The organism is Streptomyces sp. NPDC001852, assembly GCF_042891825.1.
In the GTDB taxonomy this organism is placed as follows: domain Bacteria; phylum Actinomycetota; class Actinomycetes; order Streptomycetales; family Streptomycetaceae; genus Streptomyces.
In genome coordinates this window covers 1-13792 of the sequence record NZ_JBIATN010000071.1, presented here as the reverse complement: position 1 = coordinate 13792, position 13792 = coordinate 1, and the positions used below count along the sequence as shown (strand labels likewise).

Genomic DNA, 13792 nt, shown 5'->3' with positions numbered 1-13792 from the left:
GCCAGTTCCCTGCGGATCGCGATGATGTGCATCGGGGGGAAGATCCCGGTGCGGCGGTAGTAGTCGCGCTCCACGGCCTCGTAGTCGGGGAACAGGCGGGCGACCTTCGGGGAGCCGTCCAGCACGGCCTGCGGCACGTCGACGGAGATCAGTGCGTCGATCTCGCCGGATTCGAGCATGGCGCCCAGCGTCTGGCCGTCCTCCGCGTGGCGCACGTCGACGCCGTCCGGGACGGGCTGCGGGACCCAGTCGAAGGCGGGGACGGGGTGGTTGGTGCCGCCGATGACCCAGCGGCACTGGTCGGGGGTCACTCCGTACTCGTCGGCCAGGATGCCCTTCGGCCAGATCCCGGCGTCGTGGCCGTAGAGAGCGAACTCGCCGACGGTCCTGCCGGCCAGGTCCTGCGGCTTCACGATCCCGCCGGCGGTGTTCACGAAGATCGCCGAGTGCCGGAAGTTGCGGTTCGGCAGGATCGGCAGCGCCAGGAACGGCGCGTCGTCGAGGTCGAAGGTGCGCAGGAAGTAGGTGAGACCGAACTCGGCGAGGTCGTAGTGTCCCTCGACGGCGCGGCGGAAGATGTCCGACACGAGCGGTGCCGTCTCGAACGTCGCGTCCACCCCGTCGACCGTGACCCGGCCGTCGAACAGTGCCTCGGTGTGCTCGTAGGCGTAGACGCCGATGCTCAGCTCGGTGTTCATCAGTGGATCTCCTCCCGGGAGTCCGTGGAGTGGCCCGCTTCCGTAAATGACTGTTCACTTTTAGGGTCTACCTGGAACGGTAGAGCTGTCAAGATGAATGTTCATTCACGATGAAGGAGGCGGCCATGCCGCGCATCACAGCCGAGCGCCGCGAGGCGAAGCGTGCGGAGATCGTCGCCGCGGCCCGTCGTTGCTTCGCCCGCGACGGGTTCCACCAGACCTCGATGCCGGACATCGCCGCGGAGGCAGGCGTCTCGGCCGGCGCGCCTTACCGCTACTTCACCAGCAAGGAGGAGATCATCCTCGCTATCGCGGGCGACGCGTTCCGGCTGATCTTCGAACCGGTTGAGCGGCTGGCCGAGAGCGCGGACGCCCCGTCCGTCGCGGAACTGGTGGCCGCCGCGCTCGGCACCATCAGCGGCGAGACGGTGCAGGACGCGGCGGGGCACGAGGTCGCAGTGGAGGAACTGCTGCGCTGCGTCGTGCAGACGTGGGCGGAGGTGCTGCGCAACGACGAGGTACGCGGCCCGGCCGCGGAGGGCTTCGAAAAGGTCCGCGCCACTGTCGCCGACGCTCTGCGCCGCGGCCGGGCCGCGGGCACGGTGCCCGCCGCCATGGACCCGGACCGCGCAGCCCGCGTGGTGATGGGGCTCCTGCACGGATTCCTGCTCCAGCGCGTGGCCTTCGGACTCACGGACACGGCCGACTTCGCAGACGACCTGCACGCCGGGCTGATCTTGTGACGGGCCATGACTGCGCCAAGGCGGCGCGACACCGGCATCACGCCGGACGGACACTGGCGCATCGATCCCCGCACCACGCGCGTCGCGGTAGCTCACTGCGCAGTACAGGACTGCTGGTCATAGCCACTCGTTGATGGCTGCGACCAGCGCGGTCGCGTAGTAGCGGACGGCGGTGAGACCCCCGTGTGGAACTGCGGGTCGGCGCGCAGGTTGCGCATACCGGTGCAGTCAGCCTCACGAGCGGGGGCCAGCCCCTCGCTGACGGAACTCGGGGTGCCGCGGAGTTGGCTGCCTTGCCGCGGCGCAGCCGCAGGGTGGTGATCACCGACCGGGGGTGGGGGTGCAGTTTTCGTGCCCCGCCCGGGTCGGCGACCGCCTCGGTACGGCGTCAGCCCAGCGGGTTGGTCGTGTCGCGGAGCGTGGTGAGGACGTGGGCGTACATGCGTGTCTTGATGGTGCCGAGACTGTCGCCGGCCTTGCTCGCGTGGGCCTGGGCGAGTTCGAGGGCGGCGGTGCGCAGGGCGCCCTCGTCCAGGGCCTGGTCGATGATTCCGGCGGCGGCGGCTTCCTGGCCGCCGAAACGGCGGGCGGAGACCATGGCGTGCTGGGCCGTCTGCGGAGTCAGCCGGGACTGGATGAGGGCGGACATGCCGGGAGTGAACGGGATGTTGATGTCTGCCTCGGGCAGGCACCAGAAGCCCCGGTCGGCACGCATGAGGCGGAAGTCGTGGGCCAGGGAGAACATCGCTCCGGCGGCGAACGCGTGTCCCTGCAGCGCGGCTACGGTGATCAGCGGGAGGGACAGGATCCTTGCGAACAGGCCGTGGACGGAGTTGACGTAGTCCAGGTGCTCGTCGCTGTGCGCGGCGAGCCATTCGAGGTCGAGACCGTTGGAGTAGAACTTCCCGGTCGCGGCGGTCACCAGGGCGCGGGGGCCTTCGGACTTCTCCACTTCGTCGAGGGCTGTGTGGACCGAGGCGATCCAGTCGGGGTGGAAGCGGTTCTCCCCGTCGCCGAGGTCGAGAACGAAGACGGCGTCGTGGCGGTCGAGCGTGGGCATGAGGGCTCCTTGGAGAGGTTTCGGTGGGGCAGGGCACATGGGCCGGTGGGGTCGGGGTCTGCTGGGTTGCAGACCGGGGCTGCGGGCTGTCACCTTCCGGTTAGCCGGACCGGTGGGCGCTCGGGGTGATGCCTCTGGCGTGCGCGTCTCTCCGCCGCCGGAGCGGAAGTCAGCTGGGAAGTGTTCGCCGGGCGCGGTGGTGCAGGCTGGCTGCGGCCAGCACGCCCAGTGCCAAGGTCGCACCAGCGAGGAGGATGCCGGTGAGGGCCGGCCCTCCGCGGAGTGCGGACGCGTGGATCCAGCGGATGGCGAAATTGGTGCTCGCCGCTATGGGGAAGCTGAAGATCCACATGCCCGGATGGAACGCGGGCTGGTGCAGTTCGGGGAGGAGGAAGACGACGAGGAGCACGGTGAAGAGCAGGGTTCCGGCGAAGCCGTAGCCGACGGCGTCGAAGACGCCCTTGTGAGCGGCGGTCCAGGCGATTCCGCCGGTGGCCGGTGGGATGGTCAGGACGGTGAGGGCCGGGCGGGCGGGCCCGGGCAGGGGGCCACCGGTGACGAGGCCGCCGAGGATGACGGTGCCGAAGGCGAGCCAGTACAGCAGCCCCACCGCGAAGGCGGCGTCGGCGACACCGGGCAGTCCGAGGCTGGAGGCGACGGCGCTGGCGACGAAGGGCGCCGAAGAGACGGGCAGCAGATAGCCCGGGTGCAGCGCGGTGCTGCTCAGGGCGCCCGTGAGCCAGTGGGCGAGCAGGCGTGCAGCGATGAAGGCGGCCAGGGTAAGGAACACGGCGTAGACCCAGCGTGCCCCGGTGAGCTCGAACCGGGAGAAGTGTCCTGTGATCAGCATGCCGATGATGGGGACGTACCCGAGGGCGAAGCCGTCGCCGGGATGACGCAGGTCGTGGCGCAGGTTGCGCCACCGGATCCCGCCATGGCGCAGGTACTGGGCCAGCAACACCAGCCAGATCAGTCCGCTGACGAGGAACAGCGCGTCGCTGACCTGCAGAGCGGACGGAAAGGTGGTCACCGCTGCCTGCCAGGCTCCGCCGAGGCCGGCGGTGCCGAGGGAGACGGACAGCAGCCTGATCCGTGCGGCACGGATCGCTTGCGGACCGTTGACGTCGGAGACGATGTCGGCGGCTGGACGCGCAGGCCCGCTGCCGCGCGGGGCCGTGCTGGTGTGCTCTGTCGTGTCGACCATGTCGGTCATGGGGGAACCTCAAGGGGATTGCCAGGGGCGCGGGCCGGGACTCGCCTGCCCGGCGGCGCGGGTGGTGGCGGGGTGGTCAGGCGTCCATGTCCAGGACGACGCGGAAGCGGGCCTTGCCCGAGAGCATCCGCTCGTAGGCGTCCATGGCGTGGGTGAAGGGCATGGTCTCGGTGGCGGGGCGGATGCCGTGGGCGAGGCTGAAGGCGAGGTTGTCCTCGTTCTGGATCGACGACCCGGTCAGGCTGCCGGCGATGCGGCGGGTGCCGAAGATCAGGTCGGCCGTGGCGACCGTCAGCGGGTCGGGGGCGGCGCCGACCACGACCAGGCTGCCGCCCGGGGCCAGGCCGCGGACCAGGGGGTTCATGGACGTACCGCTGGATGCCGTGGCGACGATGAGCGACGCGCCGCCCAGGTCGGCCAGCGCCGTGCCGGGGTCGGTGAGGGTGCTGTCGATGTACTCGTGGGCCCCCAGCTGTCTGGCGAGTTGCTCCTTCTCCTGGCCGCGGGCGATGGCGGCGACCCGGTGTCCGAGGCTGCGTGCGTACTGCAGGGCCAGGTGGCCCAGCCCGCCGATCCCCTGTACGGCGACCAGGGCACCGGCGCGGGTGGGGGCCTGCTGGAGTGCGGTGAGCGTGGTCAGTCCGGCGCACAGCAGCGGGGCCGCCTCGACGGCGGGCATGCCGTCGGGGATGCGCACCAGTCCGCTCGCGCGGGCGTAGGTCACCTCCGCGTATCCGCCGTCGATGGTGGTGCCGGTCTGTTCCTGGTCGACGCAGTTGACGAAGTCGCCGCGACGGCACGGTTCGCACTGCCAGCAGTGCCCGTTCAGGAACCCGACGCCGACGCGGTCGCCGGGCCTCCAGGCGATGACGCCCGCGCCCACGGCGTCGATCACGCCGACGATCTCGTGGCCGGGAACGACGGGGCGTGACGGGTCGGGGCGCAGTCCCTCCACGGCCAGTACGTCGGAGTGGCAGACACCGCATGCCTCCACCCTGAGCCGGACGTGTCCGGGCTCCGGGTCGACCAGCTCGCGCTCGACGAGCCGGAGCTGGTGGACACCGGTGGCCTCGAATGCTCGGTACGCGGACATGACGCTTCTCCTCGGTGCTGCCTCTGCCGACACGGGGAGGGCCGAGGGCTGGGGCGGGGGACCGGCAGCCAATATGACCGGTCACTTCAATATGACCGGTCGTTTTAAACTTAGTCAAGCAGGTCCGAGAACCGGGCCGTGGGCCTCGTGGTGGCGGGGACGGGAGCCGCTTCCCCGGTGGACAGGGTTTGACCTGCGGCAAGGCGACCGGACATATTGACCCCGAGGTGGTGGTGAGGATGGCACGCGCATCCAAGCGCGAGGAGATCGCGCAGGCAGCCCTGGAGCAGTTCCGCACGCGGGGCTTCAACGCCACCGGCATCAGCGACATCACGTCGGCGGCCGGGGCTCCTAAGGGCTCGTTCTACAACCACTTCGCCAGCAAGGAGGAGAGCGCCCTTGAGGCGCTGAGCCGCTACGCCGCCGGGTTGCGGTTCGACCTGCTCGACACACCCGGCCACCCTGCGCTGGAGCGGCTTCGGGCGCACTTCGAGTTCCTGGGCGCGGACACGGTCGCCAGCGGCTTCGCCCGCGGATGCCTGGTGGGCAACCTGGGCGCGGAGGTGGCGGACCACTCCGAGGAGATCCGCTCCGCCGTCCAGGGCGGCTTCCAGCGGTGGGCTGCGCACATCCGACGCGTGCTCACCGAAGCCCAGGAAGCAGGTGAGCTGGGCGCCTCTCTCGACACCGAGGAAGCCGCGCTGTTCATCCTCAGCGCCTGGGAGGGCACGCTGATCGCGGCCCGGGCCGACAAGTCCTCTGCTCCCTTCGACGCCTTCTTCCACATGGTCTTCGGCGTCCTCCTGCGCTGATCGCGGCCGGCCGCCGAAGACTCACAGGCACTGCCCCCCACACTGTGGGTGCTGTGAGGGGACGGCCTGTTCGGTCCAGACCGTCTTCCCGTCGTTGGTGTAGCGGATCCCCCAGTTGTGTGCGAGTTGGGCGCAGATGAAAAGGCCGCGGCCGCCTTCGTCGACCGACCGTGCGTGGCGCAGCCGCGGAGCGGAGGGGCCGGAGTCCTGGACCTCACAGGTCAGGGTCCGGTCGTTGATGAGGCGCAGTCGTACGGGTGGGGCGCCGTACCGCACGGCGTTGGTGACCAGCTCGCTGACGATCTCCTGCGTGGCGTAGGCGGTGTCCTCGTCCACGCCCCAGGCCGTGAGCTGGCGCCGGGCGTGCCGCCGTGCGACGGCGGGGGCGGTGGGCTCTTGGTCCAGCGGCCAGACGGTGACGCGGTCGGCGGGGAAGGGATGGGTGCGGGCGAGAAGAAGGATGGCGTCGCCGGGCAGGGTGTCGGCGTGCAGCCGGTACAGGACGTCGTCGCACAGGTCCTGGAGGGGCCGGTCGGTGTCGGCGAGCATGCGCCGGAGCAACTGCGGGTCGCTCGTGCCGTCGTGGCCCTGTACGGCGGACAGGAGCGAGGTCGTGTAGAGGGCGAGGACGTCTCCGTCGGCCAGGGTGACGGTGGTGGTGGCGTACGGGGGCCCTCCTCCGGCGCCGAGGGCACCACCGGCGGTCAGCTCGACGACCCGGGTGCCGGAACCGGGGCATGCGACGACGGGCGGGGGGTGTCCGGCGGAGGCGATGGTGCACGTGTGAGTGAACGGGTCGTAGAGCACGCACAGGCACGTCGCGCCGAGGGGCTGCGTGCGCAGGGGGTCGCCGGGTGGCAGCGCCCTCCGCTCCCGCGCGAGACGTGCCGTGGCGTCGTCGAGCCGGGCGAGGAGCTCGTCGGGTTCGAGGTCCAGTGCGGCGAGCGAGATCATGGCGGTCCGCAGCTGCCCCATGGTGACGGCGGTGTGGATGCCGTGGCCTGCGACTTCCCCGACCACCAGGGCCATTCGGGCGCCGGGCAGGGCGCAGGCGTTGGACCAGCCACCCGCCCCTCGGTCGTCGGCCACGTACAGGCCGGCGGTCTCGATCGCGGTCTGCGAAGGAGGTGCCGGGGGCAGCAGATGGCGCTGCAGTGCCGCGGCGATGGTGTGCTCGCGGGTGTAGCGGCGGGCGTTGTCGATGCCCAGGGCGGTGTGCGTGGCCAGTTCCAGGGTGAGGGCGAGTTCTTTCGCGTCGAAACCGTCGGATCGCTGGTCGCGATAGAGGCTCAGCAATCCGAGCACCTTTCCGCGCAGCGTCAGTGGTGCGACGAGCAGGGCACGTGCGCCGGATGCGCGGATTGCTTCGGCTCGCGCCGGATCGGCCGCCAACCAGGGCGTGTCGGGGCCCAGGGCGATCGTGCGGGGCTTGAGGTCGGCCAGGGCCTGGGCATAAGGGGTCGGGAACGGCAGTGCGCGGACGTCTCCCACTGGATGCGCGCGGGCCTGCTGATCACCGCCGGTGTTCCCGAAGGCGGCCCGGCGCAGTGGCACATCCCGTCCCAGGGGGCTCAGTGGTGGTTCCTCTCCCCGCACTACGGGCTCCACCACTTCCACTACGGCGATGTCGGCGAACTCGGGGACCAGCGCGTCGACCAACCCCTGGCAGGTGGCCACCACATCCAGGGTTTGTCCCACCCGCTCCCGGACGGCATACAGGGCCTGGACCGCGCGGCGTGTCTTTTCCTGACCGGTCACGTCGTGTGCCACGACCACCGCCCCCGGTGCATCGTGCAGGGGCAGCACCGAGACGGTGTGCGTGTGCTGGGGCTCGCGGTCGGTCCGTATCACGTGGTCCGTCATCGGCGTACCGTCCGCCATGGCCTGGCGCAAAATGTGCTCCAGTTCGCCGGGGGATGAAAGGGGCCACGCATCGGCCACAGGACGTCCTTGGATTTGCTGTGCGCTCGCACCGGACAGGGCCTGCGCGGCGGCGTTGGCCGACACGACATGCAGCTCCTCGTCCACCACGAAGAGAGCCCCTGCCGTGTGGGCGGACAGCGCTTCGAGCACCGCGGTCTCCATGCCGGGCGCCATCCCGCTCGCAGGTGGAAGGAAGATTCCCCACGTCACCGAACCGTCCTCGCGCAGCGCCGGCTGCAGGCGCAGGCCACGGCGGGCGGCTCTCGCTGCAACGTCACGCAGGGCGTCATGTCTGGAGCCCGCGGCATCACCATCTGGCGCGGGGGCCGGGCTGACCAGGTCGGTTGCCGGCCGCCCGACCACCTCGCCCGCCGGGCGCCCCAGCAACTCCTCCGCCTGGTGGCTCCACTGCACGATCACGCCTTTGCCATCCACGATCATCAGGGGCGTCTCACCGGCCACGGCAACCACCTCCGCCTTCCAGCTTGCCCGGCGGCCAGGGGCTGCGCCGCCGCAGACCGGCATCCAGATGCGGGTCTGCATGAAGGGCGCCAGGAGACAACCCCTACGACCTCCACCGGCGGACGGCACCGACCCCGCGCGCAGGCGCCGAGCGGGTGGGCTGACTGGCGGATGCCCTCCGCCCACGCCGGTTCCGGCTGGGCTCACAGCGTGCCCGGGATCAGCGCCCAGGTGCGTGACGCCGGTGAACCCGTGAACGATGAGAGAGCCGCCCGGCTGACGAGGCCACCGCGGCCCGCCTCAGCTGCGGCTGCGTCTGGAGCCGGGCCGCCCAGGCGGTGGCCTTTCGGCCACCGCCGCCTGGCACGACCGAGCAGGAGACCGACATGAACACGTTGCTCGCAGAGGCCCTCGCTGCGCATGGTGGGCTCGACCGCTGGAACGCACTCACCACGGTTCGTGCCACCATCGTCAGCGGTGGCGACATGTTCGTCATCAAGGGGATGCCGCAGGACTCCACCCCCCGGGAGATGACCGTCTGGCTGCACGAGCAGCACGCCTCCGTGATGCCGTTCGGCGCTCCCGACCAGAAGACCGACTTCACGGCCGACCGAGTCAGCATCGAAAAGGTCGACGGCCGCGTCGTGGCCGAACGCAACGAACCGCGAAAGTCGTTCACCGGCCACGACCTCAACACCCCGTGGGACCCACTGGACCGCGCCTACTTCAACGGATACGCGCTGTGGACGTATCTCACCACGCCCTTCCTGCTGGCGATGCCCGGCTTCGCCGTTACCGAGATCGAACCATGGCGCGACGGGGACGAACTCTGGCGGGGATTGCGGGCCGCCTTCCCGCCCCACATCGCCAGCCACAGCACTCAACAGGACTTTTACTTCGGCCCCGACCATCTTCTGCGTCGGCACGACTATCACGTCGACATCGCAGGCGGATTCGCCGCGGCACAGTACGTCTATGACACCGTGGAAGCGTACGGGATCCGCCTGCCCACCAAACGCCGGGCCTACCGAAGCGATGCGGACAACCGCCCGATCCTCGAACAGACCATGGTCTCCATCGACGTCAGCAACGCTCGCTTCACCTGACATCGGGCCTGTACGTGGCGCGTGCCGAGCGGCACCGGTGGCTGCGCGCCCCGTACCGTTTCAACGGCGGGCTCATCCGCCAGGGTTGGCCAGCCAACGCAACGCGCTGAGACTCGGCAGGAACAAGTACTCGCCGCCACGGGTGATGACGAAGCGCTCGACGCCATGCAGGCGACGCCGTACCGGGCGCTGGGGGATCGTGAAGACGCCCGTGCCGTCGTTGTCGCCCGTGAGCAGGTCCTTCTCCACGTCGAGGCCGGTGAAGTTGCCGTAGTTGAACCACTGCGACTTCACGAACTCGAACTGACGGTCCAGGTGCGCGTTGACGGCGATGAACACGATGCCGCGGTCGGCGCCGTCGTCATCCAGGACGCCGGCCGGCAGCGGCGGCCCGTAGCTGGTGCTCCGCCGGATCAGGCGGTGGAGGTCGACGTCGCCGATGATCTCCGAGTCACGCGGATTGGCACGCCTGGCGTGTGCGCCACGGGGGCAGACCGTACCGTGCGGATCCGATGCGTACAGGAAGTCGTTGTTGCGCTGCTCGTCCGCCCCCAGGTTCGGGTCGTCGCGCTCGGGCGCCAGGATCAAGGGGGCACCGCTCGGCCAGCGGCCCACGATCTTCGCGGCGAGCAGCGACTCCTCTTCCGGGCTGCCGGCGTTGTCGTGGAGACAGCGCCGGAAGGCGGCGACGCGTGTGTGCAGCTTCCGCCAGACCACGAACGTGCCGTTACGGCCCAGCACCTCCGGCTCCGGCATCGGCGGCAGGTTTCCGGTCTCGTCGGGATAACCCAGCACGAACTCGCCTGCCTTGAGGACGGGACCGCCACCGGGTGGATTGGCCGCGCCGCTGCCTTCCACCGCTGGGTTGCTGATGCCGTCCTTGTAGCCGAAGCTGGTGCGCCTTGAGGCCAGTTGGTACAGGTCCGGCCGGTACACCACGTGAAGGCCGGGAAGCTGCGCGCGCGCCTGGCGGGCCCGTTCGAGGACGACGGCCAGTGACTCCTGGTCTGCGGCGACGAGGGACAGTACGACGTGCACCTGGCCGGTGCCGAAGGGAGGCTCCCAGTGTGCGGGTGCGCTCTCGCCGGTGTCGCCCAGGAACTCGGCCCGTGCCGCCATGCCCTGCCGGAACTCCTCCGGGAAGCTGTTCAGGGAGGTCTGCGGCACCTGGAGCGCTTCGAGCCCCCGGTACGTCACCGCGACGTTGAGGAGCGCCGGGAGCGGGGGCTGCCACCAGTTGGCAGCGGAGTCGACCAGTCCCGCCAGGCGTCCCATCAGCTCACGGCCGGCGCCGGGATCGTCCACCCGCAGCAGGATGTAGGTGCCGACGTACGGTGACGGCCGCGTGCGCAGCACAATGCCCTGAATCTCGTCCAGCTGCAGGGCCGGGCCTTCGACCGTCGTCATGTCGTCCCCTCGATCAGACTTCGGCCGATTTGTATCAATTTTCGGATCTACCGGTGCCGTCCGACACGGCAGGTCGCGCGATCCACGAGCGCTCGGGCGGGTGGGGTCGGCCGAAGGGCGAGGTTCTGCCGGGCAAGGTCAAGTGCCCGCCGAGGGTCGGCGCCGACCGTCAGCCAGAACTCCGCCGCGTGATCGGCGTACGCCTCAGGGTGGCGCGCCATCAAGTTCTCGTAGCGAGCGGCGGCGTGGGCGCGCCGAAACTCTGCCTCGGCCCCCGCCTCCCGCGTGGTCAGGATGCGGGCGAGCTGGGCCCCGTAATGCGGATCGTCACTCTCAAGCGCAAGTCGGCGCAGGCGTAGGATCGCCACGGCTGCCCTGCCTTCGGCGGCATCGATCTCGGCGAGGTGGCCCTGTGCCGGCACGTAGGCCGGCAGTCGGCGAATGGCCGACTCCAGCCAGATGCGCGCGCGTGCGAGGTCGCCCGTGGACAGCCATGCCTGCCCGCACTGGAATTCGAGCATCGCGAGCGGGAACGGACTCACCCCGCGGTAGCCGCGTCTCGCCGCCAGGAACCACCTCTCGGCCTCGGCCACCTCGCCGCGCTCGGCATGCCAACGGGCCAGGGCGCAAAGGGCACTGAAGTCACGACGTCTCGCCAGGGACTGTCGATGCACCGCAAGCGCCTCGTCGTAGCGCCCGACGGCCTGATGGACGGCTGCCCGCTCCTCGTCCAGCTCGCCTCGGTCGGGTTCCAGCGCAGCCGCCGCATCGAGATCGTCCAGCGCCGCGGAGAAGCGGTGGAAGAGGACCGCCAGCCTGGCGCGGGCCACAAGGGCGCGTGGATCGCACGGTGCTTGGTCGACGAAGTCCTCGGCCAGTGACGCAGCGCGCTCGGCCTCGTCGATGCGACCCAGCACGTGCCCGCGCAGGGCGGTCAGCTCCACCAGCTCACCCCACCCGTCACCGGTCAGGCTTCCCCGTGCTGCCTGCCGAGCAAGGCCCTCGATGCGCGCGCTGAGGTTGCCCATGGCGAGCACGCCGGCCGTCGTCGTCGGCCCGCCCTCCAGGCTGAGTTGCGTCCGGTCGCTCACACGGTCGGCCGCTGTGGTGCTGCTGCTCATTGGCTCGCGTCGGCCGTAGGGACGGAAACGGGTTCGGGCGGGTCGAGGTTGGGCTGTGGCAGATACGGGAATTCGCGAGAGGCCGGCATGGTCGCCTGGTCGACGCCGTCGCTGACTCGGGGGCCGTGGAAGGCGTTGACGATCAGCGTGTAGAGCGTGTCGATGGCATCGTCGTTGAGTGACCGGCCGCCGCAGGTCGTGTGCGCCTCTCCCTCCAGCAGGGCCCGCTCGATCTCGAAGTAGCTGTCCTCGGCGTAGGGCTTGGCCGCATCCACGACCAGGAAATCGGCCAGCAGCAAATCCGTCAGCGGATGCGTGCCGTCCGGCTGCGTCGTCCAGTCCGTCTTGCCGTCGAGGCCGTCGAAGAACGCCAGGTTGGCGTTGAGCCGCGAGCGGTAGGCGCTCACGTAGGTGGGGCCCAGCCGGAACGGGTCTTCCTCGTTGTACAGATCGCGCAGGTCCACGACCCTGTTCGCGCTGTCGACCCCGTTGTCCGACATGAGGACGTTCTTCACCTCGGGACGGCCGAGCCGCTCCAGGCGCACGGGGTAGGGGCCGGCCGTGACGGTTTCCGCCGCGACGGCAAAGACGGTGGCCGAGCCGGACCGAGCAGCCGGGCGACGTCCACCTCGACGACGATGGCCAGGACATCGACGTCCTGCAGCGTGTTGGTGCCCTTGGGCAGGAAGGCGAGCCGCCGCTCAGCCCGCGTCTCCACCTCCTTGCCGACGTCCATGAAGAAGGGGTCCAGCCGCAATCCGGCGTAGATGCGGACTCCGTGGCCCTCGCCGCCCCGCTCGTCGTTCACCGAGAAGGCAACCGACTCCCCGTCGGGGAGTAGGCACGTTCCCCGCTGCGTCACCTCACCGTCGGCGTCCGACCCAACCGGTCCAGAGAACGTGCAGGTGAACGCATATTCATCGGTACCGACTTCGAAGAGCGAGCCGGGGGTACCCGCTGGAATGGCCGTGGGACGGACGCGGAACCGATAGCTGGCGGCGTCGGAGAACAAGGCGCCTGGCCGGGCGTTCGGAAAGACGTCCATGACCAGGACGAGCCGGCCCGCTTGGGCGGGGCTGGGAAACGCGTAGAGGTCGGCGAGGTCAATAGCTGGATCCGCCTCGGCACGGGTACCGGAGAAGTGGTCGGACATAACGGTGCGACCTTTGCTGGAAGGTCCCGGTCCGGCGACCGTGCGCCGATGCCGGGCCGCCTGGTGAAGCCCAGTGTCATGGCTGCGGCCATAGCACCTGGGACGGGAACAACTGCTGGGCCACGCCCCTGTCAATGGGCGGCCCGCTGAGGCGGCCGCGACCGCCGGGAGCCCTGGGCCACTAGCCGGCCGCAGCATCCAGCAACATGTTGAACGCCTGCGTGACCTTCTCCGCCTTGGCGGTGTCCTCGACCGTCATGGTCGGATTGGAGGCGTACCACATGTCGGCCTCCACGATCTTCGGCTTCAGCCAGTCGACGATGCCGGGATCACTAGCCCCGGGGTAGCCCTCGATAACCCCATCGAACATCTCGTCGAACCATGGCCCGGCGTTGGCGAAGATATCTGCGGTGTACGGCTTGAAGTCACCGTCATAGGTGACCGCGCCTATGACCTGGGTGTCATTGTTGATGAAGGTGACGCGGAAGTCGTGGACAGTTCCGACAAGCTTTTCGTAGTGAAAGGCATCTTCCTGGATCTTGGTGGCGTTCCGGCGAAACCTCTCCGCTCCGCCTGGCTTGACCGGGAAGAGCACGGTGATTTCCGCTATCTGCCCGACTCGCTTGCCGAGACCGTCGGGCTGCCTGGCCACTTTCGGAGTCGCGTCCGCCGGAGTCGCCGAGGTCTCGGACCTTTGCGTCGTCATGGCTCCCTCTCCCTTTGATCTTCTCTTGGCCGGCCTGCGGGCTCCTTCTCCGCTCTGAGGTTGTTCGAATTCTTCCCAATGTCAGCTTTGTCGCCCCGCGGGGCGTCGGCAAGACGATCACTACAGCATGGGTCGAAGGCTCAGGAGGGGTCCTCCGCAACCGGCTTTGAGCCGGAGTCGAGTCGGCGGCGGCCGTCGAGGGGGCGGGCGGGGGTGTGCGGCCGGTGGAGGTGGTGGGTGCCGTAGCGTTCGATGGCCAGGAGAGCGGCGTCGTCTGCGGGTTCGTGGCCGATGT

13 protein-coding genes are annotated in these 13792 nt (G+C 69.7%); 3 read left to right on the top strand and 10 right to left on the bottom strand.

Annotated features, from left to right (window positions below; all coding sequences use genetic code 11):
• Positions 1 to 698: 4,5-dihydroxyphthalate decarboxylase (locus ACFYZB_RS46220; protein ID WP_388768090.1), on the bottom strand; the 698-nt coding region annotated here is incomplete at its 3' end.
• Positions 699 to 823: 125 nt separating this feature from the next.
• Here ACFYZB_RS46220 and ACFYZB_RS46215 point away from each other — a divergent pair.
• Entirely contained in the window at positions 824 to 1441 is a 618-nt protein-coding gene (locus ACFYZB_RS46215) for a TetR/AcrR family transcriptional regulator (RefSeq protein WP_388768088.1), read from the top strand.
• A gap of 388 nt (positions 1442 to 1829) precedes the next feature.
• Here ACFYZB_RS46215 and ACFYZB_RS46210 read toward each other — a convergent pair whose 3' ends face one another.
• From ACFYZB_RS46210 to ACFYZB_RS46200, 3 genes are all read right to left on the bottom strand, one after another.
• Positions 1830 to 2501 carry an enoyl-CoA hydratase-related protein gene (locus tag ACFYZB_RS46210; protein ID WP_388768086.1) on the bottom strand — a complete coding sequence of 224 codons (672 nt, stop codon included), beginning with the start codon at positions 2499 to 2501 and terminating at the stop codon, positions 1830 to 1832.
• 169 nt (positions 2502 to 2670) lie between these two features.
• On the bottom strand, positions 2671 to 3714 hold the full coding sequence (locus ACFYZB_RS46205; RefSeq protein ID WP_388768084.1) for a hypothetical protein: 1044 nt from the start codon (positions 3712 to 3714) through the stop codon (positions 2671 to 2673).
• A 76-nt stretch (positions 3715 to 3790) separates the two neighbouring features.
• Complete coding sequence (locus tag ACFYZB_RS46200; RefSeq protein ID WP_388768082.1) at positions 3791 to 4807, bottom strand: alcohol dehydrogenase catalytic domain-containing protein; 1017 nt, start codon at positions 4805 to 4807, stop codon at positions 3791 to 3793.
• Between the two features lie 239 nt (positions 4808 to 5046).
• Here ACFYZB_RS46200 and ACFYZB_RS46195 point away from each other — a divergent pair, with 239 nt between their 5' ends.
• Positions 5047 to 5619 (top strand): TetR family transcriptional regulator C-terminal domain-containing protein, encoded by a 573-nt coding sequence (locus ACFYZB_RS46195; protein WP_388768080.1) that lies wholly within the window; start codon positions 5047 to 5049, stop codon positions 5617 to 5619.
• 21 nt (positions 5620 to 5640) lie between these two features.
• Here the strand turns inward: ACFYZB_RS46195 and ACFYZB_RS46190 are convergent, their stop codons facing one another.
• The gene (locus ACFYZB_RS46190; RefSeq protein WP_388768078.1) at positions 5641 to 8004 is read right to left on the bottom strand and encodes a SpoIIE family protein phosphatase; all 2364 of its coding nucleotides are present in this window, start codon (positions 8002 to 8004) and stop codon (positions 5641 to 5643) included.
• A 386-nt stretch (positions 8005 to 8390) separates the two neighbouring features.
• Between ACFYZB_RS46190 and ACFYZB_RS46185 the strand changes: the two genes are divergently transcribed.
• Entirely contained in the window at positions 8391 to 9110 is a 720-nt protein-coding gene (locus ACFYZB_RS46185; protein ID WP_388768076.1) for a hypothetical protein, read from the top strand.
• 72 nt (positions 9111 to 9182) lie between these two features.
• Here ACFYZB_RS46185 and ACFYZB_RS46180 read toward each other — a convergent pair whose 3' ends face one another.
• The 5 genes from ACFYZB_RS46180 to ACFYZB_RS46160 all read right to left on the bottom strand — a co-directional run bounded on the left by ACFYZB_RS46180 (position 9183) and on the right by ACFYZB_RS46160 (position 13497).
• The gene (locus ACFYZB_RS46180; protein WP_388768074.1) at positions 9183 to 10517 is read right to left on the bottom strand and encodes a Dyp-type peroxidase; all 1335 of its coding nucleotides are present in this window, start codon (positions 10515 to 10517) and stop codon (positions 9183 to 9185) included.
• A 47-nt stretch (positions 10518 to 10564) separates the two neighbouring features.
• Positions 10565 to 11638, bottom strand: coding sequence for a tetratricopeptide repeat protein (locus ACFYZB_RS46175; protein WP_388768072.1), 1074 nt, complete (start codon positions 11636 to 11638; stop codon positions 10565 to 10567).
• Positions 11635 to 12153, bottom strand: a complete 519-nt coding sequence (locus ACFYZB_RS46170; protein WP_388768070.1) for a hypothetical protein — start codon at positions 12151 to 12153, stop codon at positions 11635 to 11637. Before ACFYZB_RS46170 ends, ACFYZB_RS46175 begins: the two co-directional genes overlap by 4 nt.
• On the bottom strand, positions 12150 to 12791 hold the full coding sequence (locus ACFYZB_RS46165; protein ID WP_388768068.1) for a DUF4331 family protein: 642 nt from the start codon (positions 12789 to 12791) through the stop codon (positions 12150 to 12152). The genes ACFYZB_RS46170 and ACFYZB_RS46165 overlap by 4 nt, the downstream gene beginning before the upstream one ends.
• A 181-nt stretch (positions 12792 to 12972) precedes the next feature.
• Positions 12973 to 13497, bottom strand: coding sequence for a hypothetical protein (locus ACFYZB_RS46160; protein WP_388768066.1), 525 nt, complete (start codon positions 13495 to 13497; stop codon positions 12973 to 12975).
• Positions 13498 to 13792: the final 295 nt, after the last annotated feature.

Coding starts and splice junctions, on each gene's coding strand:
- ACFYZB_RS46215 (WP_388768088.1), top strand. CDS start 824: ATGCCGCGCATCACAGCCGAGCGCCGCGAGGCGAAGCGTGCGGAGATC.
- ACFYZB_RS46210 (WP_388768086.1), bottom strand. CDS start 2,501: ATGCCCACGCTCGACCGCCACGACGCCGTCTTCGTTCTCGACCTCGGC.
- ACFYZB_RS46205 (WP_388768084.1), bottom strand. CDS start 3,714: ATGACCGACATGGTCGACACGACAGAGCACACCAGCACGGCCCCGCGC.
- ACFYZB_RS46200 (WP_388768082.1), bottom strand. CDS start 4,807: ATGTCCGCGTACCGAGCATTCGAGGCCACCGGTGTCCACCAGCTCCGG.
- ACFYZB_RS46195 (WP_388768080.1), top strand. CDS start 5,047: ATGGCACGCGCATCCAAGCGCGAGGAGATCGCGCAGGCAGCCCTGGAG.
- ACFYZB_RS46185 (WP_388768076.1), top strand. CDS start 8,391: ATGAACACGTTGCTCGCAGAGGCCCTCGCTGCGCATGGTGGGCTCGAC.
- ACFYZB_RS46180 (WP_388768074.1), bottom strand. CDS start 10,517: ATGACGACGGTCGAAGGCCCGGCCCTGCAGCTGGACGAGATTCAGGGC.
- ACFYZB_RS46175 (WP_388768072.1), bottom strand. CDS start 11,638: ATGAGCAGCAGCACCACAGCGGCCGACCGTGTGAGCGACCGGACGCAA.
- ACFYZB_RS46165 (WP_388768068.1), bottom strand. CDS start 12,791: ATGTCCGACCACTTCTCCGGTACCCGTGCCGAGGCGGATCCAGCTATT.
- ACFYZB_RS46160 (WP_388768066.1), bottom strand. CDS start 13,497: ATGACGACGCAAAGGTCCGAGACCTCGGCGACTCCGGCGGACGCGACT.